Below are 19,865 nucleotides of genomic sequence, written 5' to 3'. Positions count from 1 at the left end.
CGGCTACGCGATGCGCACACCCCGTGCCAGCCTGTGCGCCGGCGTCCGGAGCGCCCGCCAGCCGAGCCACATCAGCAGGGAGGCCAGGACCAGCTGAAGCCCAAGGCCCAGCGGCCACAGCGGGGTCTTCTGGCCCAGGTAGGCCGGCTGGACCACGCCGTTGGCACACGGGACCGTCCCGTCGGGCCCGGCCATGGCCTGCCGTGCAGCCTGGCTGATCCCCTCAATCGCGCCGATCGAAGAGAATTGCAGCTGGTTGGCGCGGTCCCGGTACGGGATGGCGTCCGCCACCACCACAAAGGGGTTCATGCCCAGCAGCCAGGCCACCCGTTCGGTGCGGACAGCCGGTTGTTCCCGGAGCGGACCCGAGCAGGTGTAGGCAGGCTCGAACGGCCCCGACTCCTGCAGCATGTACTGCCTGTACTGCGGGTAGTTGGCCGTGACAGTACCCTGGGCCAGGCCGGCACCAAGCCCGAAAGAAATCAGCGTGCCGAACACCAGGCCCGCCACGGCAAGGTAAGTCACCACGATGGAGAACAGCGGCCGGCCGGCCAGCGCCGAGATCCCCACGCCCAAGGCACACACAATGCCCACTTCCACAGCGAGCATCAGCAGCGCCACCAGCACGTGGCCGGCGGTCATCCCGCCAAGTGCCACACCGATCACAAGGAACGGGGCACTGGCCACCAGGAACGCCAAAGCGGCGGCCCAGGCCGCAAAGAACTTGCCCCAAAGGATCTGGCCGGGCTCGAGCAAGGTCACCTGCAAAACCGCCAGGGTGCCGCCGGCGCGGTCACCGGTGATGGCGTTGGCAGACAGGGCGGGCGCCACCAGCAGCGCGAACAGCAGGACAAACGCCAGTACAACTTCGAAAATTATGGAACCAGGACCTGAGGCTCCCGGCGGAACGTAGCCGCCGTACGCCCGCTGCGCGGCCTGGGAGGCGTCCCAGCTCGCCCAGGTCAGCCACGTGACCACCCCGGTGAGGACGAACCAGATGGCGAGCATGATGTACCAGCCGCGCGAACGCAGCCGCTGCTTCAGTTCCAGGACCACGACGTCCCTGATCCCCGCCGCATAGGCGCGGGAGGCCCCTCCTGCTGGCGACGCCTGCAGACTTTCCGTTTGGCTCATTGCCGCTCCCCCTCAAGGTTCATGTAGGTCTCTTCAAGGGCGCCGGTGGCGGGGGCAAAGGAAGTAATTCCAACGCCTGCCAGCACCAGTTCACGCAAGAGGCGCTCCGCATCGCCGTCGCTGCCAAGCATGAGGCTCACGCCCGGGCGGCGCCCGTCCTCGGCTCGGAAGGCCAGCCCCATCCCGGCAAGCTTCGCGGCCAGGGCGGCAGGATCTGAGGAGGCGATGGCATAGCGGCGACCTGCGGCGGCCGCCTCATCGGTGCTCTGCTGCCGGACAGTACGGCCCTTGTTAACGAACACCGCGCCGTCGGCGATCTCGTCAAGTTCACTGAGGACGTGGGAAGAGACCACCACCGCCTTGCCCTCCGCTGCCAACTGCCTCAACATGACGCGGAGCTCCACCCGGGATCCCGGATCCAGGCCGGACGCCGGCTCGTCCAGGAGCAGGACAGCAGGATCATGGATCAATGCCCGGGCGAGGCTGAGCCGCTGTTGCTGGCCGCGGGACAGCACCCGGGCAGGCTGGTCCGCGAGATCCGCAAGCCGGACCCGTTCCAGCATGCCAGCGACCCGTTGGTCGATGCCCCGGACCGGCAGCCGGTAGAAGCGGGCCATCTGCCCCAGAATCTCCCGTGCAGTCAGGGACTCCCAGACGCCCAGCGTGTCCGGCATCCAGCCCAGGCGCCGCCGGACTTCAGCGCGGTGGCGGAGTGGGTCGAGTCCGCCCACTGTGATGGTGCCGTGGTCCGGGGCCAGCAGTGACGCCAGCATCAGCAGCAGTGTCGTCTTGCCCGCCCCGTTGGGGCCGATCAGGGCGGTGACCTTGCCCGCCGGCGCGTGGAAATCCATATGTTCCACCGCGCGCACGGCACCGAAACTTCGGCTGACGCCCCGCGCCGTTATGCCATCGCCCGCATCCGGGCCGGCGGAATCTTCCGGAACCTCGAAAATCATTGCCATGTATTGAGCACCTGTCCCCCACAGTCGTATGCCTTCTGACTGTCCGAGCGTACGCCCCTGCGGTGCTGCGGGAGGCGCTTCCAGGAGCTGAAAATGGTCACAATTCAACCCCGGGCTGCCCGCGGCGATAAACTGGGATGAGAAGTCACGCCACACTGGCGTTAATTCCCAGCGTCAGGCCACCACAGCATTACGGCTGTCCGGCCGGGCTCCAATTGATCCAATGAAGGTACGCGCATGAGTACGCCCACTACCGAAGTGCACAACGCAACCCAGCCGCAGGAGCTGTCCAACGGCCCCGCGGTGACCAAGCAGCTCATCGTGCAGAAGTTTGGCGGGTCCTCCGTCGCGGATGCGGACGGCGTCAAGCGCGTAGCCAAGCGTGTGGTGGACGCGCAGCGCGCCGGCAACGAGGTAGTGGTGGTGGTCTCTGCCATGGGCGACACCACTGACGAACTCCTTGATCTGGCCGCGCAGGTGACCGACTCCGCACCCGCCCGTGAAATGGACATGCTCCTGTCCGCCGGCGAGCGGATCTCCATGGCGCTCCTGGCCATGGCCATCAACAAGCTGGGCGCCTCCGCCCAGTCCTTCACCGGATCGCAGGCCGGCATGATCACCGACGGCATCCACGGCAAGGCCCGGATTATCGACGTGGACCCCCACCGCATCCGCACGGCGCTGGACAAAGGCAACATCGCCATCGTCGCCGGCTTCCAAGGCATGAGCCGCGCCACCAACGAGATCACCACCTTGGGCAGGGGCGGATCGGACACCACGGCCGTAGCCCTGGCGGCGGCGCTGGAGGCGGATGTCTGCGAGATCTACACGGACGTGGACGGCATCTACACGGCCGATCCCCGCGTGGTTCCCTCCGCCCAGAAGATCGACCGGATCTCCAGCGAGGAAATGCTGGAACTCGCGGCCTCAGGCGCCAAGATCCTGCACCTGCGCTGCGTGGAGTACGCCCGCAGGTTCGGCGTCCCGCTGCACGTCCGTTCCTCATTCAGCCAGCACGAAGGCACCTGGGTCATCCCCAGTGCCGAAGACAAGATCACCACACAAGAGGGAGTTGCCTTGGAGCAGCCAATCATCTCCGGCGTCGCGCACGACCGTTCCGAAGCCAAGGTCACCGTTGTGGGCGTTCCTGATATCCCCGGCAAGGCCGCGGCAATCTTCCAGGTCATCGCCGACGCCCACTCGAACATCGACATGATCGTCCAGAACGTCTCCACCCACGGAACGGGCCGCACGGACATCTCCTTCACCCTGCCCATCGTGGAAGGTGCCGACGCCCTGGCGGCCCTTCACGCAGCCCAGGACCAGATCGGGTTCGAGAGCATCGAGTACAACGAGCAGATCGGCAAGCTGTCACTGATCGGGGCGGGCATGCGCTCCCACCCCGGCGTCTCGGCAACGTTCTTCAAGGCACTGTCCGACGCCGGCATCAACATCAACATGATCTCCACCTCCGAGATCCGCATCTCCGTCGTGACCCACGCGGACCTGCTGGACGAGGCTGTGCGCGTCATCCACAAGGCCTTCGACCTGGACAGCGAGAGCGAAGCCACGGTCTACGGCGGCACCGGCCGCTAGACGGGCGGCAAAAAGCCGGGTCCCATCCGTTGCTGGAAGGAACCCGGCTTTTTGCGTGCTGCCTGCAGAACGCCCACAGCAGCTGCTGCCTGTTCAGCCTTGCCTGTCGAGGTCTTCGCGGCGTACAGCGTAATGGTGCCCGCTCGAGTCGGTTTCCACCACGAAGTGCGACAAATCCTCCTCCGAGGCCTGCTCGAAGGCATCATGCTTATGCACCACGGGCGTGTCGGGGTCCAGCCGGGTTGCCGGGCCGAAGAAGAACCGTAACTTGTCGGTGAGGCTCATGAACCGGTCGACTACATGCGCCACTGTTTCCACCCCCTTCCCGCATATCGGGGAAAGCGACCCGCCTCCTGCGGGAGCCAGTGCCCTTATTTTATGCCTGCCGGGAGGAAAAGGCTCCCGGCAGCAGGGCGGTTGGCAGGCTCAGCGGAGCGACCTGTCCTCCGGGTTCCTGGGCACCACGTAGGTGCTGCCGTCCGGCCGGGTGATGGTCTCCCACTGCTGGGTTTCCGCCTCACGCTGGGCCAGCAGCCGACGGTTTTCTTCCGTCATGTCGTGGACCAGGGAGGACCGGTTGGCGGGGCCGAAGATGGCCCGCAGCTTGCCCGTAGCCCGCATGAACCGCTGCGAACCATTTTCCTTGCGCTTTGCGTTGGCCTTGCCCATGAACCCGGCTCCTTACCTGACATGAATCCTGATAGAAGTGTACGCTAATGATTAGTGTACTAACAATTGGAGGACGCATGGACACGGCAGCCACGGTGGAGGCGGGGCAGGAAGATGACCTGCTCCTGGAACACCAACTGTGTTTCGCGCTGACGGTTGCCGCCCGCAGCGTGGTGGGGGCCTATAAGCCGGTACTGGAAAAGCTGAACCTGACCCACCCCCAGTACCTCGTGATGCTGTGCCTGTGGGAAGCGAGTCCCCGTACGGTGCGGAACATCAGCGAAGCCCTGGCCCAGGAACCGGCCACCATCTCGCCGCTCCTCCGGCGACTGGAGGGAGCCGGCCTGATTACACGACGGCGCGTGGACGGCAATGAGCGCGCCCTCGCCGTCGACTTGACCCCGGCAGGCGCGGCGCTCCGCAAGGAGGCCCTCGCTGTTCCCGGCACCATGATGGAACGGCTTGGGTTGACCCGCACCCAGGTCAGCGAACTCCACGCCTCCATGATGGGCCTCATCGCGGCCACCGCCGCCGACGGGCAAAATGCGGACCCGCAGTAGACTACAAGGATGAAGGACAGGCCACGGTCCATGACCACGATGTCCCTGAAGCGTTCGCGCGCGCTGCTGGACGCGGGGCACACAACGAGGTTCCACGCGCTTGCCGTGCTGTTGGCTGCCAGCCTGCTCTCGGCGTGTTCTCCCGGGCAGAGCGGCGGTAGCCCCTCCGGTGAAACATCGGCTCCTTCCACGGCTACTCCTACCGGCTCCGCAGGCACCCCAACCGGTACGCTCCCGCCGGATGCTGAAACCTCGGTCCCGGCTCCCGCCCCGGAACCTTCAGCCGTGCCATCAGGTCCGGGCCAGGGCAACGCCGAGCTGGCCATCACCGTTACTCCTGCCGAGGGGGAACCGGAGGTCAACTACACCCTGGTCTGCGCCGGTGGCGTTCCAGTGGCCGAAAGCGAGCACCCTGCCGCGGATGCCGCGTGCGCTGCCCTCAAGGAAAACGCGGGGCTGCTGGCCCCATCCGCCCCCGCGACGGACAAGGTGTGCACCGAGCAGTACGGCGGACCGCAGAAGGCCACCGTGAGCGGCATCGTGGACGGCGTCCCGGTGGACGCGGCCTTTTCGCGGACGAATGGGTGCGAGATCAGCGCCTGGGATGCTGCGAAGGACGTTCTTGGGGCAGCCGGTGGAGCTTAGGCTCCTGGCGGCGGATGACTGGCAGGCACTGGAGAGGGCCCACCAACTGCGCGTCAGCCGATACGCCGACCCCTACCTGGCCCGCAGGTCTGCCGGCAAAAAGCACCCTGTGGAGGACTTCCTTTTCACCTACTACACCCAGAAGCCAGGCCAGCTCCGGCGCTGGCACCCGGGGGCCGGCGTCGTCCTGTTGGGGACGGAAGCAGCCGCACGGAGCGGCTGGAAGCATTACAGAAGGCTCGACGACGGCGAGCTGGCCTCCCTGGGGTTGGCGCCGGGAAGTACCGCTGTCACCTTTGACCGGAACGCCTTCCTCGCCGACCGCAACGACGCGGTTGCCTTTGCCGGCATCATCCTGCGGGGAACCGCCGCACGGCCCGCGCAGTTCGGCTGCTTCGGACTGCACGAGTGGGCAATGGTGTACCACCAGGACAGGTTCGACCTGCGCCACGAATATCTTCAGCTGCGGTTGGGTTCGGCCGGAACGGACAAAGTGGTGGAGGACAACCGGATCCGCTGCACCCACTTCGACGCGTTCCGTTTCTACACCCCTGATGCCGCACCGCTGAATGAACACACCCCCAGCCGCGACTCCCAGCGGCACCTGGAACAGCCCGGCTGCCTCCACGCCAACATGGACCTGTACAAATGGGCCTACAAGCTGCTGCCGGCCCTGCCCAGCGAGTTGGTCATGGACTGCTTTGAACTGTCCTGGCGGATCCGTGCGATGGACATGCAGGCATCCCCTTACGACCTTGCCGAATGGGGCTATCCCGCGATTCCCATTGAGACGCCACAGGGCAAGGCCGCATACGTAGAGCACCAGCGCTCCTTCGCGGCCGAGGCGGCAGCCCTTCGGGAGAATCTGGCCGCATGGTTGGAGCCGCTTTCCGGGACGGTCCCCGGATGATCGACCTCACCGTCAGGCTGAGGGAAGATCCGGATGCACCCGAGCGGGTGTTCCGGCTGGTGGCGGACGGCAAGGCTATCCAGGCCGAAACAACGGTAACGGATCCCGGCGCCGCCTTGGCAGCCGTTGAAAGGTACGGCGAGGACATCTTCTTCCCCAAGCCCGGGCCGCCCAGGCTGTGCACCCAGCAATACGGGGGACCGCAGGTAGCTGTGGTCACCGGGACGTTCCATGGGCGTCCGGTTGAATCCGTCTTCACCAGGACCGACGGCTGCGAAATCTCCCGCTGGAAAGCCATGGCCCCTTTACTTGGCAGCGCAGGCGGGGCTTTCGGCGCCGTGTAGGGCTTCACGTGCTGCTGCCACTTTGGCCGCAGAAACAGCAGGATCCCGGACGGTTCAACCATCCGGGATCCTGTGTTCCCTCTAGAACATCAGGCTGCTAGGCCGCTGGGACTGCGTCCGCAAACGCCACCTGCGGGGATCCCGCCGGGGCAGCCGGCGCGTCCCCCACCTGGACGTTGACCCAGGTCCTGATGCCGTTGCCGCCCAGGCTCAGCCGGGACAGGTAGGCGCCCTGGGAGAGTCCGGTCCAGGACAGCGTGGCCGAGGTGGCCGCGCCGTTGGGTGCCACGATCGGGTTCGGCTCCACCTTGAGGTTTCCGGCGTCGCCTGCGAACGTCACTGCCTGCACGGACGCACTCGCTGCCCCGTTGTCAGGGGTCGAGTAGAGGTTGACCACGATGTAGTACGTTCCGGCGCGGGGCGCCTCCAGGTCCAGGAACTCGCTGGCCGAAGCCGTGGCAACCTGCTTTGCCGTCAAGCCGCCCGACCCGTTCGGTGCGTAGACCACCATGTCCCAGTCGACGTCGTCCGATTGCGCCTGGACGCCCAGTCGGGCGAATGACGCTCCCTGCGGAACCGTCACCTGCAGCACCGCGTTGTGGGCGTCGTTACGGGTTGCAAATTCGCCGGGAGTCTTGGTGATGGCCGTCTGGCTCAACGGTGCCAGCCCCTCGACCCCTACGTTGATCGGACTGTCCGAACCCGACACCAGTTCGATCGTCCCGCTGCCGCTGCCGGTCGCAGAGCTGAACGAGAACGACGGCGCGATCTGGGCGTCCACAGGCCGGATGGCGATGGGCGAGCTCACAGTGCGGGGACCCTTCCACGTCAGGGTGCCCGTGCTGAACTTGCCCACCGGGGCGCTGACGTTCCGGATGGTCAGGGTGACTTCGCGGGTCTGGCCTGCCTTGGCGAAGTTCAGCGACTGAGGTTCAACCTGAACGTCGAAGCCCGGCATGTTTACTTCCGGCCGGTACATTCCCGGGACAAGGGCCGTTAGCTGGCGCTTGACCTGGACTTCTCCAACGAGGCTGCCGAGAGCGATGGAGGGGACGTTCAGGTCCCGGGCAGCAATCGTGCCTGCCTGCGGAGCTCCGGTCTCGACGCCCTGTCCGTTGAGGAAACCGAGCCAGTCCTTGATGCCCGAGTTGTAGACCAGGCCCGGATCAAGGACCCGGGTTGAGTCAATGTGGCCGGCGCCGCCCTGGAAGGGATCCACGTTCGGCGACCCGTCAGCGTTCACCAGCGGGTACGCGGTGGTCATCATGGCCGACTTCACCATGGCCGGAGACCAGGCGGGCTGCTTGCTGAGCACCAGGGCGCCGAATCCTGCGATGTGGGGTGCAGCCATGGACGTGCCGGACATGAAGCCGAACTGGTCCCCGTTGTTGCCGATGGTGGAGACGCCCGCCAGGACGTTGACACCCGGAGCCGCAACGTCCGGCTTCAGCAGGTCCCCGCCGGCGGCGAGGGTGGGCCCACGGGACGAGAACCCTGCGATCTGCGGCGCCGGGGACTGCGGCAGGCCGGTCAGGTCGCCCTTAACCAGACTGACCGTCAGGGCCGGGTTCGCTTCCAGCTTGGACTTCAGCTCGAGGCTCTTGGGTGCATTGACGTGGACTGTGGGGAGCACGTGATTGTCGGCATCTTCGGAACTGCTGGTCAGGTTCACCAGGATCATGCCCACGCCGCCCTTGTCCTGGACTTCCTGGCTCTTGGCCGTCCGGTCCACCACGCCGCGGTCGCAGACAACCACTTTGCCTGCCACCTTGGCGGCATCCAGCGACCCCGGAGCGCACAAGTTGGGGTTGGCCACTCCCGCTGCGGCTGCTGCGGCGGCCACGATCACGGGCTTATCAGCCACTTCGGACTTCATGATTGAGGCGCCGCGGTACAGGGATCCATCCGAGACCTTGACAGTGCCCAGCAGGTCACTGGGGAACGTGGAGGCGGCAACAGTCGTCAGCCACGGTGAGGCGTGGTTGACGGTGGAGACGGTGGGTCCGGAGTTGCCCGCGGAAGCGGAAACGAACACCCCTGCCGCAGCAGCGTTGAGGAACGCCAGGGCCACAGGGTCGGTGGTGTTGTTGTTGTTGCCCGAGATGGAGTAGTTCAGGACGTCCACGCCGTCCTTGATCCCGACTTCGACGGCTTCAACAGAGGCAGAGGAGTAGCAACCGCCGGTGTTGGGGTTGGTGTCCTCCCAGCAGACTTTGTAGACGGCAACCTTGGCGGCCGGAGCCACGCCGGAGCTCTTGCCGAAGCCCGCACCGTCAATTACCTGCTCCACGTTGGCGTTGCCGGCCGCCGTGGTGGCGGTATGCGTGCCGTGGCTGCCGACGTCAACCGGAGAGATCAGTTCCTCCGGCGCTCGGTTCTCCGGCGCCACGTACTGGAGGAAGGTGTCGGCAAAATACCTGGCGCTTACCACCTTGGAGTTGCAGAGGGATCCATCGAACGAGGCTCCTGACCCTTCACCCTTCTGGCATTCACCTTCGAACGTGGTGCCGTCGGCCTTGAGCATGGCGATCCGGCCCTCTGCGGTGCGGTAGGGGACACCCACCTGCGCCTTACCCGAGAGCAGCTGGACCGGCTCGCCCTGGAGGAAGGGGTTGTCCGGTGCGTAGCCGGAATCGATGACGCCCACCACCACGCCCTTGCCGGCGTTAGCCTCCCCGCCGAACTGCTTGGCCCAGACGCCGTCGGGGCCTGTCAGCTTGAGGAAGTCCGTAGTGGTGTAGTCAGGCTTGTTTTCCACGTCCGGTGCCACCACCAGCACGCGCTCGTCCTTGGACAGCTCCATGGCCTGGACTGCGGTCAGTTCTGCCGTGAAGCCGTTAAGGGCGGCGGTGAACTGCTTGCCCGGAGTTACGCCCTGGCTGGCGGCAACATCGCGTTGCTGCTTGCGAAGGTGTGCGTCGTAGGCCTTGAAGTTGGGGCTGCCCGCGTCCAGCTTCCGCCCGTTCTGCGGCTTCGTTGCACCGAGCCCGGCAGTTCCGCCCTCATAGGATGCTGCCGCCGCTCCGGCAAGGACCACGATGTAGCGGCCGGCCTTGAATTCTGCAGGCGCGGCGTCCTTGGCGGTCACCGCGTTGTCCTGTCCGGCCGGCGCCGCGGTAGCGGGACTCATAGCCATCGAGGTGAGGAGAAGCGGCAAGCCCACGGCCAGCGCCGCCGCCTTCCGGAATCCCCCGGCCCGCATGGGGCTCTTTCCAGTAGATCTCACGTGCAACCCTTTCACGATGTACCGGCCCAGCCAGATGGGGGGCCAGAAACGACACGGCTCGGCACGCGAAATTACAGATCTTGTCATTCCGTGAGACCAGCCGATTCATAGGGTACAGACTGATAGCCGAATATGACATAGGACACAAAAAGGAATTTTTTGCCAGTCAAACGTGAGGGATGAAGAGCACGCGGACAAGAAAAAGGCGCCCCTCAGGACGCCCCGCAGACCACTGCTGCTGATGCCGCGGGCAGCCTACTGCCGTGGCGTGCGGACTACCTCGCTGATCCACTGCCGGGTCTTTTCGTCCACGGGTCCCGCCACCTTGTTCTCCCGGGCGAAGCGGTCTGCTTTGATCTTCTGCAGCACCATCCGGCCCAGCCCGGCGAACACTGCTGCGGCGACCATGGGCAGAAGCACGGATTTCGATTTCTCAGCCATTCAGCAATCCTAGTAAGCCGACACGCCCAACTCCAGAACCCCGCGCCGACAGCTGCCGCCGACGCTCAGGGCAGGGGCGCGGGTACCGCGCTGGCGCCCGGAAACAGCCGAATACAGGCTGGGGCGTTCAGGCCGGTAGAATGGACTAGCAAGCTCGCGGAGCGCCCGTCCACAATGTTTATTGCAGCGTGTCCCCCAACACGCCGGTACGGCGTGAGACGGCACCACTCCGCTGCGCCCTTACCCAAGCTCACGCACAGGAGTTGCCGGATGCCCCGGATCGTTGTTGACGTCATGCCCAAGCCCGAGATTCTGGACCCGCAGGGGAAGGCGATCGTCGGCGCTCTCCCCCGCCTGGGCTTCACCAGCTTCAGCGCAGTCCGCCAGGGCAAGCGTTTCGAACTGACGGTCGACGGCGAGGTGACCGAGGACATCCTTGCCCAGGCCCGGGACGCGGCGGAGACGCTGCTGTCCAACCCTGTGATCGAGGACGTCGTCAACATCGAGGTCGTCGAGGCCTGACATGACTGAACTTCCCCTGATCGGCGAGGCTGCCGCCGTCGCCGCCACCCCACGGCTTGCCGGGGCGCGGATCGGCGTCGTCACCTTCCCCGGGACCCTTGATGACCGCGACGCCGCCCGGGCCGTCCGCCTCGCCGGCGGCACCGCCGTCGAACTCTGGCACGGCGATTCCGCACTTGGCGACGTGGACGCCGTGATCATTCCCGGCGGCTTCTCCTACGGCGACTACCTCCGTGCCGGTGCCATCGCCCGTTTCGCCCCGCTGATGTCCAGGATCATCGACGCCGCCAACAGCGACGCGAAGCTCCCGGTGCTGGGCATCTGCAACGGCTTCCAGATCCTCACGGAGTCGCACCTGCTGCCCGGTTCGATGATCAAGAACGACCACCTGAAGTTCCTGTGCCGCGACCAGCTGCTCCGCGTCGAAAACAGCAACACGGCGTGGACTGTGGACTACGAAGCGGGCCAGGAGATCACCATCCCGCTGAAGAACCAGGACGGCCAGTACATCGCGGACGAGAAGACCCTGGACGCCCTTGAGGCCGAGGGCCGCGTGGTGTTCCGCTACGTAGGTTTCAACCCGAACGGCTCCCGCCGCGACATTGCCGGCATCTCCAACGCCGCCGGCAACGTGGTGGGCCTCATGCCGCACCCCGAGCACGCTGTGGAACCCGGTTTCGGCCCGGAATCGCTGGACGGCATCGGCGGGTCCGACACCGACGGCCTCGGCTTCTTCACCTCCGTACTGACCAAGATTGTGGGAGGCGACAAGTGACCACGGAAACCACCAAGAAGTTCAACATCGACACCGTTGAGCACGCCGCGGAGACTCCGGACACCGAGCTGCCCTGGGCCGAACTGGGCCTGAAGCAGAACGAGTTCGACGAGATCGTCAAGGTCCTGGGCCGCCGCCCCACCGGCGCCGAACTGGCCATGTACTCCGTCATGTGGAGCGAGCACTGCTCCTACAAGTCCTCCAAGAACCACCTGCGCCAGTTCGGCCAGAAGGTCACCGAGGAAATGAAGAAGGACATGCTGGTGGGCATCGGCGAAAACGCCGGCGTGACCAACCTGGGGGACGGCTGGGCCGTGACCTTCAAGATCGAATCGCACAACTCGCCGTCGTTCGTTGAGCCCTATCAGGGTGCGGCGACCGGCATCGGCGGCATTGTCCGCGACATCATCTCCATGGGCGCCCGCCCGGTGGCCGTGATGGACCCGCTGCGCTTCGGTGCCATCGACCACCCGGACACCGCGCGCGTCATGCACGGTGCAGTGGCCGGCATCGGCGGTTACGGCAACTCCCTTGGCCTGCCGAACATCGGCGGCGAAATGGTGTTCGACTCCGTGTACCAGGGCAACCCGCTGGTCAATGCCCTCGCCGTGGGCGTCATGCGCCATGAGGACATCCGCCTGGCCAACGCTTCCGGCAAGGGCAACAAGGTGGTCCTGTTCGGCGCGCGCACCGGCGGTGACGGCATCGGCGGCGCGTCCGTGCTGGCCTCGGAGTCCTTCGACGACACCAAGCCCTCCAAGCGCCCCGCCGTCCAGGTGGGCGACCCGTTCGCCGAGAAGGTCCTGATCGAGTGCTGCCTGGAGCTGTTCAAGGGCTCCCTGGTGGAAGGCATCCAGGACCTCGGCGCGGCAGGCATCTCCTGCGCCACGTCCGAACTTGCCTCCAACGGCGACGGCGGCATGCAGGTTGAGCTGACCTCCGTCCTGCTGCGCGACCCCACGCTGACCCCGGGCGAAATCCTGATGTCCGAGTCGCAGGAACGCATGATGGCCGTTGTCACGCCGGAGAACGTGGAAGCGTTCGAGGCCGTCATGGACAAGTGGGCCGTGGAGTACTCCTGGCTGGGCGAGGTGACCGATACCGGCCGCCTCATCATCACCTGGGAAGGCGACGTGATTGTCGACGTCGATCCCCGCACCGTGGCGCACGACGGCCCGGTCTACGACCGCCCGTATGCCCGGCCCGAGTGGCAGGACGCTGTCCAGGCCGACACCTTCACCGGTTCCGTGCAGGACGCCGGCCGCCCGGCCGCTCCCGCTGAGCTGGCTGCCGCTGTCACCGAACTCGTGGCATCGCCGAACATGTGCTCCAAGTCCTGGATCACCGACCAGTACGACCGCTACGTGGGCGGCAACACCTCCATGGCGTTCCCCGACGACGCCGGCGTGGTCCGCGTGGATGAGGAATCCGGCCTGGGCGTTGCCCTGGCCACCGACGCCAACGGCCGCTACACCTACCTGGACCCGTACCACGGCGCCCAGCTGGCCCTGGCCGAGGCGTACCGGAACGTTGCCACCGCCGGTGCCATCCCGATGGCCGTCAGCGACTGCCTGAACTTCGGTTCCCCCGAGGATCCGGACGTCATGTGGCAGCTCGCCGAAGCCATCCGCGGCCTGTCCGACGCCTGCATGGTGCTGGGCATCCCCGTCACCGGCGGCAACGTCTCGCTCTACAACCAGACGGGCACCACCCCGATCCACCCCTCCCCCGTGGTGGCGGTCCTGGGCAAGCTCGACGACGTTGCCCGGCGTACCCCGTCGGGTTGGCGTGAGGACGGCCAGGCCATCTACCTGCTCGGTACCACCGGCGCAGAGCTGGACGGGTCCGAATGGGCCAACATGCGCGGCCACTTGGGCGGACAGCCGCCGAAGGTCGATCTGGAGGCTGAGCGTGCCCTGGGCGAGATCCTGATCAACGCCTCGCGCGACGGCATGATCGATTCCGCGCACGACCTTTCCGAAGGCGGCCTCGCGGCTGCCCTGGTGGAATCTGCGCTGCGCTACGGCGTGGGCGCCCGGATCGCGTTGCAGGACGTCCTGGACCGCGACGGTGTGGACCTGTTCACGGCGCTCTTCTCCGAGTCGCAGGGCCGTGCCGTTGTAGGGGTTCCCCGCTCCGAGGAAGTCCGCTTCACGGACATGTGCACCGCCCGCGGCTTCGCCCACACCCGCATCGGCGTGGTGGACGCGGCCAGCGGCACCCTGGAAATCAACGGCGTGGAGAGCCTGTCCCTGGACGCCCTCCGCGAAGCCCACGAAGGGACCCTGCCGAAGTACTTCGGCTGATCCTCCCCACCGCCACCCTCATCGATTGCTCCGTACTTGTCGTTTTGAAGGCTCAGAACGACAACTATGGAGCAATCGTTTTTAAGAGCCGCGCCGCCAGCCTGCCTGGATCAGCGCCGCCCGGATTTTGGCGACCGCAGGCTTCGCATCGTTGAGCATGTGGCGCTTGGAGATCCTGATTTCAGTCCAGCCCAGGGCTGCGTAGCGCTCTGACCTGTCTATGTCCCGCACGATCTGTCGCTCCTCGCCGTGGTGTTCGCCCTCGTACTCAATCCCGATCCGGTACTTCCGGTAGGAGAGGTCTGGCTCATGGTGCCGTGTCCCGTCCTCCAAAATGATGGGAACGTTCAGCTCGGGTTCCGGCAACCCAGCCCGCACCATGGCCAGCCGGAGCAGCGTTTCCTGCGGTGAGTCGGAGCCGACGCGGACCAGTCTGATGGCCTCCTTGGCTTTCCGCAGTCCGCGCTTTCCTTTATGCCTGTCGATCATGCGCTGGAGGTCAGTGATGCTGCACAGCGGCAGGTCCCGTCCCTCAAAATTCTCCCGAGGCACCCGGACGCAGCTGTCCCCCATAACCACGAGCTCGTCCAGCGTCAGCATCTCCGCCATCTCAAGCCACGTGCGCTCCGGAGTGGTCACAGGAATCCCATCGACCGTGGTGACCTCGTCGCTGTAGAGCTTCATTCTGTGCACGATGACGTGCGGCCGGTCCAAGTGGGCTGCGCCCTCAGGGCGGATGAGGTGGTACGCCTCAAGGCTTTCGTTGTCCCGCCGCTGCGGCAGCCGATGAAGCTCCGCCGCGGTCAGATGGGAAGCGGCACACCGCTCGTTGACCTGAATGAAGGGCCGCACCCTGGCACTCAAGGGGAGGTCCGCCGTCGTGCCTTCCATTCGGATACCCCTGCCGCGGCTTTCCAACGACCCGTGCCGCCAGCGCCGCGGCAGAAGTTATCCACAACCCCCATCGACTGCTGAGCAGATGTCGTTTTCGCTGGTCAAAAGGACAAATACTCAGCAACCGATGGAGTCAGTCCTCGCTGTGGTGGTCCCGCTGCCGTGCGCTCAACAGTTCGAACTCGGGCCGGGCGGCCACAAAGCGTTCGACGGCGTCCAGCACCTCCACGAGGTGGGCCCGGTCAGCTGCCACCAGGCCAACTCCGACCTGTGCACGGCGGTACTGGGGGTGGTCACCGACCTCTGCAACGGAAACGTCGAAGCGGCGCTTGATTTCGGCCAGTAAGGGCCTGATGACCGAGCGCTTTTCCTTCAGGCTTTGGACGTCGCCCAGGAGGATGTCGAATTCGATCCAGCCGATCCACATGGTTCCAGCCTACAGAGGTGGCGGAACTAGATGGTAAGTTCACCCATCCGGTCCCAGCCCTCGCCGTCGAACTGGCGGCTGATGATCCGCGGGGTTTCGGCGAGCGCCTGGGGCATGTCTGCCATGGCCTGCTTGAAGTGGGCGCTGTTGACGTGGTCTCCGGCGGCATCGTCCTTGAAGGCCTCCACCAGGACGAACTCGTTGGGGTCGTCCACGCTGCGGGACCAGTCGAACCACAGGTTGCCCGGCTCCTCCCGGGTGGTCCGGGTAAAGTCGGCCACCAGGTCGAGCCAGCGCTCCGACCATTCGGGCTTGACCTTGAACTTGACGACGATGAAGATCACGTGGATGTTCCTTCCGATGCGAGAGTACGTGCCCCTTCAATGTACCGGGACGTCACGTAGCGCTGGGCTGCCCGGGTGATCACGCCGCCGGCGGCGTAAAACCAGTTGGCGGGCCGGCTGAAAGCATGGATCCGGAGGAACACCTCCCCGTGCCCGTTGATCTCCACCTCGAAGGCTTCCTCGCCCCGGGCGGGGTGCCCCGGCAGCGTTCCGTACCCGAATCCTGCGGACTGCGGCATCCCGTTGGGTGCCGGCTCCCGGACCCACACCACCTGGCACGGCGCGTTCAGCCGGAATGGACCGGCACCGAAGCCGCTCACCACCCGCGCCCCCGGCGCCACCACGGGGGAATCGGCATTCACCCTGAGACCGGCCCGCCGCTGCAGCTCCCAGCCCAGGATTCCTGCGGCAACCCGCCGGTACACATCCATGCCGGCACCAAGGAAAGCCTCCTTCCGCACCACCAGGTAACCGGCCGGGGCAGCGCCCCGCTCAGTCCCGCCCACATCGGGGTAGTTGAGCCGCCTGTCGACGCGCCCTTGGTCAGACATCTGGTCCGCCGCCCGATCCCGCCAGCCGCGCCCATCCCAGCTGTTCCTGCTGCTTCCTGGTGAGGCCCGCCACCACAAGGTCGTAGGAGTCTTCCACCATGTCGCGGATCATGTCCTCCGGCAGCGTCCCGTCCAGCCGTACCCCGTTCCAATGGGTCTTGTTCATGTGCCAGGCGCCGGTGATTTCGGGATGCGCAGCCCGCAACTGGACTGCGAGTCCCGGCTCGCACTTGAGGTTCACGTACCCGTCCGGACTCATCGAGGACAGCGCAAAGACCTTGCCCTCCTGACCGGCACCGCCGGAAATCGAGGCGCGGACCTTGAATACGGCGGTTTCGTGGCCGAACGGATAATCCTCGTACGCCCCGGGGAACGAGAGGCAGATCCTCCTCAATGCGTCAGGGTCCATTCAGGAAGCCTATAAAGCCGGCGCCTCCGGTGCTAGTCTGCGAGAATGTCACGCGATCAGGGGGCCATACCTGTTCTGGACCTGGCCACGGCACGGCAGGCCGATGGCTCATTCAGCCCGGACTTCATAGAACAACTGCGGAACGCCACGCACAGTGTGGGCTTCTTCCAGGTCACCGGTTACGGCGGTTCACCCGGGCAGGCCGGGCATCTCCTGGATGTCATCCGGCGGTTCTTCGACCTGCCCCTTGAGGAGCGCATGAAGCTGGACAACCGCCTTTCACCGCACTTCCGCGGCTACACGCGAATGGGCACAGAGGTGACCCAGGGCAGGGCGGACGCACGGGAGCAAATCGACTATTCACCGGAACGCGAACCGGTCAAAGACTATCCGGAGGACGAGCCGTACTGGCTGCTGCAGGGCCCGAACCTGTGGCCGGATGACTCCTTTCCCGAGCTCAAGCCGGCGGCCATGGAATGGGCAGAGCTGATGTCGCAGGTGGGGATGGAGCTGCTCAGGGGCATTGCCGTGTCGCTTCAACTGCCGGAGGACTACTTTGACGAGCCGTTCGAGGGGTCGCCAGCGTGGATGGGCAAGCTGGTGCACTACGTGGGCGGGGTGGTGGAGGCTGCCGGTGACCAGGGCGTGGGATCGCATGCCGATTACGGGTTCGTGACGCTGCTGCTCCAGGACGACGTGGGCGGGCTGGAAGTGCTGCCCCCGGGAGCGGACGCCTGGGTTCCCGTAGAGCCAATGCCCGGCGCGCTGGTGGTGAACCTCGGCGAGATGCTGGAGGTGGCCACCGAAGGCTACCTGGCCGCCACCATCCACCGCGTCCAGGCGCCCCCGCCCGGTGTGGACCGGTACTCCGTCCCGTTCTTCTGGTCGCCCCGACTTGACGCAGTGATTGAGCCGGTGCCGCTGCCGCCCGAACTGAAGGCGGCGGCCAGGGGCATTACCGACGACCCCGCCAATCCCCTGCTGGCCTCTTCGGCCTCAACATGCTCAAAGGCCGGATGCGGGCACACCCCGACGTAACGGAGCGGCACTACCCGGAGCTGCTGAAGCGCTAAAGCTGCAGCGCGGGTATCAGAGGTTGTATTTCCACGCCTCCTGGGCCGGGCAGCTGTCCATCACGACATCCAGCCCGGCTGCTTTGGCCCTCTCGGCGGCAGCCTCGTCCACGACCCCAAGCTGCATCCACACCGCTTTTGCGCCCACCGCAATGGCCTGGTCCACCACCTGTCCTACCCTGTGGGAGTTGACGAAGCAATCCACGACGTCGATGGGTTGCTTTGCAGCGGGAATGTCCAGGAGGCTGGAGTACCCGGTTTCGCCGTGGACCGCGTCGCCGGGCAGGTTTACTGGAATGATTTCCATCCCAAGCCTGTCACGGATAAAGAGTGACGTATCGTAAGCCGCCCGCCATTCGTTGGTGGTGAGGCCGACAATGGCCCAGCGCCCCTTGGTGAGCATCAGGCGTTCAATGACTGCAGGATCGTTAGTGTGGCCCATTGGTTCAGCCTACGCGGCCGGATGGAGCCCCTGGCACAACGCCAAGCGGGAGGCCCTCGGTCAGCGAACGAACTTTTCCAACCATTTGGCCCCTGGCGCGGGATTGGCTCCTGCACCGCCCGCCCCTTGGCCGCCAGCCTCCGGGGCTGATTCTGCCGACAGTTCCGCGGCGGGCGCAGTATCCTGTTCCGTTTCCCCTGCCGCGGCGCGGTTCTCGCCGTCGCGTTCTCCGGCCCGGAGGGACTGGTCCTGCTTGGCCGGTTCCGCTGACCGGTCCAGCCCAGCCGCTGCTCCACCCTTCGCCGGTTCCTTCACCCCGCCTTGCCCAGCTGATTCCCGTCCTGCGTCCTGGCCGCCAACGACGGCTGGTTCCCCTGACCGGACCGGGCCTTGACCAGCAGGTTGGGGTGTCAGCAGCGGGCGGGACCGGAGAGACTGCTGCAGCGTCAAGGGCGGATCTTCGGCAACGGCCGCTTCGCTGCCGCCCAAGCCTTCGCCGCCGTGACCGCGGACGCCGATACCGCCGTCGCCATTATCTGCCTGGAGGAAGCCCGGAGCCGCTGCGTGGGGCGTGCGGATGGTCCAGGCAGGCGCCCAGTCCTCGAGCAGGTGCTGGATGGAGGGGCTGCCTGCCTGGACAGGGCCCGACGAGCTGGCCGCAACAGTGCCAACGCCCATTCCCATTCCTGCCGCCAGGGCCAGTCCGATGACGGTGGGACGGTGTGTTCGGAGCCCGCGGCGCTTGGCCAGCTCGTCACCGGAGCTGCCTTCAGCCTGCCCGGCGGCCCGGGCAGCAGTCACCACCGCTGAACCGGCCAACAGCGCAGCAAGCTCTCCCGATGGAGCAGGCACAGGGAGGTCCGCCAGCGACCCCACCGACAGCAGGACACGCCGGAGCTCCGCATCCTGCGCGAAACCGGCGTCAAGGAGCAGTTCGTCCACCACGGCTGCGTGGTGCGCTTGTGGTGTCATGGCGTCAGGTATTCCTTCACTTCCGCAATTTCCCGGAGCTTGAGGAGCGCCCGGCGCTGGAGCTGCTTCACTGCACCCTCGCTCTTGCCCATGGCCTCCGCGGCCTGTTCCACCGTCAGTCCGGCCACGAGGCGGAGTCCCAGCACCTCGCGCTGTTCCTGGGGCAAGGCGTCCAGCAGGCCCAGGACCTCCTGGGGAGAAATCCGCTCCAGGGCTTCCTTCTCGGCGGAGGAGTCTTCCCGCTGGTCCAGGTCCGGCTCGAACGGAACTTTGGCGGGGGTGCGGCTTTGACGCCGGTAGTCGTCCACTATCCGCGCGTGCGCCACCGAAAAAATAAAAGTCCGGAGTCCTGCGGCTCCCCCCTGCACGGAATCAAGCCGTGGCAGGACCGAAAGGAACACTTCCTGCATGGCTGCCTCCGGATCCTCGACTCCCCGGGCTGCGAGGTAGCCCAGGACCTGTGCTGCATATGTCCGGTAGACAACGCTGAAGTGAGCTGCACCAGCGGGCTGGTCCCGCAGGGCCTCATCTGCCAGTGCATCGGTCACAGACGTGGTGCTTTCGGTCAAGGAGGGGTAGGCGAGGGCAACTGTCCGGCCTGCGGAAGGCCGTTGCCCCGCATCACTTTACCCTTCAGTAACCGTCGCCCGTGGCCGCCACGCG

The 19,865-nt window shown here is 66.0% G+C and carries 22 protein-coding genes and 1 pseudogene; 9 read left to right on the top strand and 14 right to left on the bottom strand.

What is annotated here, in order from left to right:
* Nucleotides 1-3: 3 nt before the first annotated feature.
* The gene (locus ASPHE3_RS02875; RefSeq protein WP_013599732.1) at nucleotides 4-1,134 is read right to left on the bottom strand and encodes an ABC transporter permease; all 1,131 of its coding nucleotides are present in this window, start codon (nucleotides 1,132-1,134) and stop codon (nucleotides 4-6) included.
* Complete coding sequence (locus tag ASPHE3_RS02870) at nucleotides 1,131-2,090, bottom strand: ABC transporter ATP-binding protein (RefSeq protein ID WP_013599731.1); 960 nt, start codon at nucleotides 2,088-2,090, stop codon at nucleotides 1,131-1,133. The genes ASPHE3_RS02875 and ASPHE3_RS02870 overlap by 4 nt, the downstream gene beginning before the upstream one ends.
* A 243-nt stretch (nucleotides 2,091-2,333) precedes the next feature.
* On the opposite strand from ASPHE3_RS02870, the gene ASPHE3_RS02865 reads away from it, so the two are divergent.
* Nucleotides 2,334-3,692: an aspartate kinase gene (locus ASPHE3_RS02865; RefSeq protein ID WP_013599730.1), complete on the top strand. Its 1,359-nt coding sequence runs from the start codon at nucleotides 2,334-2,336 to the stop codon at nucleotides 3,690-3,692.
* A gap of 93 nt (nucleotides 3,693-3,785) precedes the next feature.
* Here ASPHE3_RS02865 and ASPHE3_RS02860 read toward each other — a convergent pair whose 3' ends face one another.
* Both ASPHE3_RS02860 and ASPHE3_RS02855 read right to left on the bottom strand, forming a co-directional pair.
* Nucleotides 3,786-4,001: a hypothetical protein gene (locus tag ASPHE3_RS02860; RefSeq protein WP_013599729.1), complete on the bottom strand. Its 216-nt coding sequence runs from the start codon at nucleotides 3,999-4,001 to the stop codon at nucleotides 3,786-3,788.
* 117 nt (nucleotides 4,002-4,118) lie between these two features.
* A complete protein-coding gene (locus tag ASPHE3_RS02855) occupies nucleotides 4,119-4,361 on the bottom strand; it encodes a hypothetical protein (protein ID WP_013599728.1) in 243 nt (80 codons plus the stop codon).
* Nucleotides 4,362-4,438: 77 nt separating this feature from the next.
* Here ASPHE3_RS02855 and ASPHE3_RS02850 point away from each other — a divergent pair, with 77 nt between their 5' ends.
* From ASPHE3_RS02850 to ASPHE3_RS02835, 4 genes are read left to right on the top strand one after another with little or no spacing between them, the layout of a single operon-like run.
* Entirely contained in the window at nucleotides 4,439-4,921 is a 483-nt protein-coding gene (locus tag ASPHE3_RS02850) for a MarR family winged helix-turn-helix transcriptional regulator (RefSeq protein WP_013599727.1), read from the top strand.
* Between the two features lie 30 nt (nucleotides 4,922-4,951).
* Nucleotides 4,952-5,566, top strand: coding sequence for an SSI family serine proteinase inhibitor (locus tag ASPHE3_RS02845; protein WP_013599726.1), 615 nt, complete (start codon nucleotides 4,952-4,954; stop codon nucleotides 5,564-5,566).
* A complete protein-coding gene (locus tag ASPHE3_RS02840) occupies nucleotides 5,502-6,476 on the top strand; it encodes a hypothetical protein (protein ID WP_041651914.1) in 975 nt (324 codons plus the stop codon). Before ASPHE3_RS02845 ends, ASPHE3_RS02840 begins: the two co-directional genes overlap by 65 nt.
* Complete coding sequence (locus ASPHE3_RS02835; RefSeq protein ID WP_013599724.1) at nucleotides 6,473-6,820, top strand: hypothetical protein; 348 nt, start codon at nucleotides 6,473-6,475, stop codon at nucleotides 6,818-6,820. The genes ASPHE3_RS02840 and ASPHE3_RS02835 overlap by 4 nt, the downstream gene beginning before the upstream one ends.
* Before the next feature lie 97 nt (nucleotides 6,821-6,917).
* Here ASPHE3_RS02835 and ASPHE3_RS02830 read toward each other — a convergent pair whose 3' ends face one another.
* Both ASPHE3_RS02830 and ASPHE3_RS02825 read right to left on the bottom strand, forming a co-directional pair.
* On the bottom strand, nucleotides 6,918-10,022 hold the full coding sequence (locus ASPHE3_RS02830; RefSeq protein WP_013599723.1) for a S8 family serine peptidase: 3,105 nt from the start codon (nucleotides 10,020-10,022) through the stop codon (nucleotides 6,918-6,920).
* A gap of 279 nt (nucleotides 10,023-10,301) precedes the next feature.
* Nucleotides 10,302-10,487, bottom strand: coding sequence for a hypothetical protein (locus ASPHE3_RS02825; protein WP_013599722.1), 186 nt, complete (start codon nucleotides 10,485-10,487; stop codon nucleotides 10,302-10,304).
* A 270-nt stretch (nucleotides 10,488-10,757) separates the two neighbouring features.
* Between ASPHE3_RS02825 and purS the strand changes: the two genes are divergently transcribed.
* The 3 genes from purS to purL are packed head-to-tail and all read left to right on the top strand — an operon-like array spanning nucleotide 10,758 to nucleotide 14,090.
* Nucleotides 10,758-11,009 carry a phosphoribosylformylglycinamidine synthase subunit PurS gene (gene purS, locus ASPHE3_RS02820; protein ID WP_013599721.1) on the top strand — a complete coding sequence of 84 codons (252 nt, stop codon included), beginning with the start codon at nucleotides 10,758-10,760 and terminating at the stop codon, nucleotides 11,007-11,009.
* Nucleotide 11,010: 1 nt separating this feature from the next.
* On the top strand, nucleotides 11,011-11,784 hold the full coding sequence (gene purQ, locus ASPHE3_RS02815; RefSeq protein ID WP_013599720.1) for a phosphoribosylformylglycinamidine synthase subunit PurQ: 774 nt from the start codon (nucleotides 11,011-11,013) through the stop codon (nucleotides 11,782-11,784).
* Nucleotides 11,781-14,090: a phosphoribosylformylglycinamidine synthase subunit PurL gene (gene purL / locus ASPHE3_RS02810; protein WP_013599719.1), complete on the top strand. Its 2,310-nt coding sequence runs from the start codon at nucleotides 11,781-11,783 to the stop codon at nucleotides 14,088-14,090. The genes purQ and purL overlap by 4 nt, the downstream gene beginning before the upstream one ends.
* A gap of 81 nt (nucleotides 14,091-14,171) precedes the next feature.
* Here purL and ASPHE3_RS02805 read toward each other — a convergent pair whose 3' ends face one another.
* The 5 genes from ASPHE3_RS02805 to ASPHE3_RS02785 all read right to left on the bottom strand — a co-directional run bounded on the left by ASPHE3_RS02805 (nucleotide 14,172) and on the right by ASPHE3_RS02785 (nucleotide 16,715).
* Nucleotides 14,172-14,981 (bottom strand): hypothetical protein, encoded by an 810-nt coding sequence (locus ASPHE3_RS02805; RefSeq protein ID WP_013599718.1) that lies wholly within the window; start codon nucleotides 14,979-14,981, stop codon nucleotides 14,172-14,174.
* Between the two features lie 136 nt (nucleotides 14,982-15,117).
* Entirely contained in the window at nucleotides 15,118-15,411 is a 294-nt protein-coding gene (locus ASPHE3_RS02800; protein ID WP_013599717.1) for a DUF503 domain-containing protein, read from the bottom strand.
* Nucleotides 15,412-15,437: 26 nt separating this feature from the next.
* On the bottom strand, nucleotides 15,438-15,755 hold the full coding sequence (locus tag ASPHE3_RS02795; protein WP_013599716.1) for a putative quinol monooxygenase: 318 nt from the start codon (nucleotides 15,753-15,755) through the stop codon (nucleotides 15,438-15,440).
* Nucleotides 15,752-16,306, bottom strand: coding sequence for a DUF1990 family protein (locus ASPHE3_RS02790; RefSeq protein WP_013599715.1), 555 nt, complete (start codon nucleotides 16,304-16,306; stop codon nucleotides 15,752-15,754). The genes ASPHE3_RS02795 and ASPHE3_RS02790 overlap by 4 nt, the downstream gene beginning before the upstream one ends.
* Nucleotides 16,299-16,715 carry an MmcQ/YjbR family DNA-binding protein gene (locus ASPHE3_RS02785; RefSeq protein WP_041651912.1) on the bottom strand — a complete coding sequence of 139 codons (417 nt, stop codon included), beginning with the start codon at nucleotides 16,713-16,715 and terminating at the stop codon, nucleotides 16,299-16,301. The genes ASPHE3_RS02790 and ASPHE3_RS02785 overlap by 8 nt, the downstream gene beginning before the upstream one ends.
* A gap of 45 nt (nucleotides 16,716-16,760) precedes the next feature.
* Between ASPHE3_RS02785 and ASPHE3_RS02780 the strand changes: the two are divergent.
* Nucleotides 16,761-17,788 (top strand): annotated as a pseudogene (locus ASPHE3_RS02780) (isopenicillin N synthase family dioxygenase).
* Nucleotides 17,789-17,804: 16 nt separating this feature from the next.
* Here ASPHE3_RS02780 and ASPHE3_RS02775 read toward each other — a convergent pair.
* From ASPHE3_RS02775 to ASPHE3_RS02765, 3 genes are read right to left on the bottom strand one after another with little or no spacing between them, the layout of a single operon-like run.
* A complete protein-coding gene (locus tag ASPHE3_RS02775) occupies nucleotides 17,805-18,230 on the bottom strand; it encodes a CoA-binding protein (protein ID WP_013599712.1) in 426 nt (141 codons plus the stop codon).
* Nucleotides 18,231-18,290: 60 nt separating this feature from the next.
* Entirely contained in the window at nucleotides 18,291-19,202 is a 912-nt protein-coding gene (locus tag ASPHE3_RS21170; protein WP_013599711.1) for a hypothetical protein, read from the bottom strand.
* Entirely contained in the window at nucleotides 19,199-19,750 is a 552-nt protein-coding gene (locus tag ASPHE3_RS02765; protein ID WP_013599710.1) for an RNA polymerase sigma factor, read from the bottom strand. Before ASPHE3_RS02765 ends, ASPHE3_RS21170 begins: the two co-directional genes overlap by 4 nt.
* Nucleotides 19,751-19,865: the final 115 nt, after the last annotated feature.

The sequence above is a fragment of the Pseudarthrobacter phenanthrenivorans Sphe3 genome (genome assembly GCF_000189535.1).
Classification (GTDB): domain Bacteria; phylum Actinomycetota; class Actinomycetes; order Actinomycetales; family Micrococcaceae; genus Arthrobacter; species Arthrobacter phenanthrenivorans.
This window is presented reverse-complemented; position numbering and strand designations above follow the sequence as displayed.

What these genes read in the sequence shown, in the direction of transcription:
- ASPHE3_RS02845 (WP_013599726.1), top strand. Translation starts at nt 4,952, where the DNA reads ATGACCACGATGTCCCTGAAGCGTTCGCGCGCGCTGCTGGACGCGGGG.
- ASPHE3_RS21170 (WP_013599711.1), bottom strand. Translation starts at nt 19,202, where the DNA reads ATGACACCACAAGCGCACCACGCAGCCGTGGTGGACGAACTGCTCCTT.
- ASPHE3_RS02800 (WP_013599717.1), bottom strand. Translation starts at nt 15,411, where the DNA reads ATGTGGATCGGCTGGATCGAATTCGACATCCTCCTGGGCGACGTCCAA.
- ASPHE3_RS02825 (WP_013599722.1), bottom strand. Translation starts at nt 10,487, where the DNA reads ATGGCTGAGAAATCGAAATCCGTGCTTCTGCCCATGGTCGCCGCAGCA.
- ASPHE3_RS02855 (WP_013599728.1), bottom strand. Translation starts at nt 4,361, where the DNA reads ATGGGCAAGGCCAACGCAAAGCGCAAGGAAAATGGTTCGCAGCGGTTC.
- ASPHE3_RS02790 (WP_013599715.1), bottom strand. Translation starts at nt 16,306, where the DNA reads ATGTCTGACCAAGGGCGCGTCGACAGGCGGCTCAACTACCCCGATGTG.
- ASPHE3_RS02805 (WP_013599718.1), bottom strand. Translation starts at nt 14,981, where the DNA reads ATGGAAGGCACGACGGCGGACCTCCCCTTGAGTGCCAGGGTGCGGCCC.
- ASPHE3_RS02830 (WP_013599723.1), bottom strand. Translation starts at nt 10,022, where the DNA reads ATGCGGGCCGGGGGATTCCGGAAGGCGGCGGCGCTGGCCGTGGGCTTG.
- ASPHE3_RS02835 (WP_013599724.1), top strand. Translation starts at nt 6,473, where the DNA reads ATGATCGACCTCACCGTCAGGCTGAGGGAAGATCCGGATGCACCCGAG.
- ASPHE3_RS02840 (WP_041651914.1), top strand. Translation starts at nt 5,502, where the DNA reads ATGGGTGCGAGATCAGCGCCTGGGATGCTGCGAAGGACGTTCTTGGGG.
- purQ (WP_013599720.1), top strand. Translation starts at nt 11,011, where the DNA reads ATGACTGAACTTCCCCTGATCGGCGAGGCTGCCGCCGTCGCCGCCACC.
- ASPHE3_RS02875 (WP_013599732.1), bottom strand. Translation starts at nt 1,134, where the DNA reads ATGAGCCAAACGGAAAGTCTGCAGGCGTCGCCAGCAGGAGGGGCCTCC.
- ASPHE3_RS02865 (WP_013599730.1), top strand. Translation starts at nt 2,334, where the DNA reads ATGAGTACGCCCACTACCGAAGTGCACAACGCAACCCAGCCGCAGGAG.
- purS (WP_013599721.1), top strand. Translation starts at nt 10,758, where the DNA reads ATGCCCCGGATCGTTGTTGACGTCATGCCCAAGCCCGAGATTCTGGAC.
- ASPHE3_RS02870 (WP_013599731.1), bottom strand. Translation starts at nt 2,090, where the DNA reads ATGATTTTCGAGGTTCCGGAAGATTCCGCCGGCCCGGATGCGGGCGAT.
- ASPHE3_RS02785 (WP_041651912.1), bottom strand. Translation starts at nt 16,715, where the DNA reads ATGGACCCTGACGCATTGAGGAGGATCTGCCTCTCGTTCCCCGGGGCG.
- ASPHE3_RS02775 (WP_013599712.1), bottom strand. Translation starts at nt 18,230, where the DNA reads ATGGGCCACACTAACGATCCTGCAGTCATTGAACGCCTGATGCTCACC.
- ASPHE3_RS02850 (WP_013599727.1), top strand. Translation starts at nt 4,439, where the DNA reads ATGGACACGGCAGCCACGGTGGAGGCGGGGCAGGAAGATGACCTGCTC.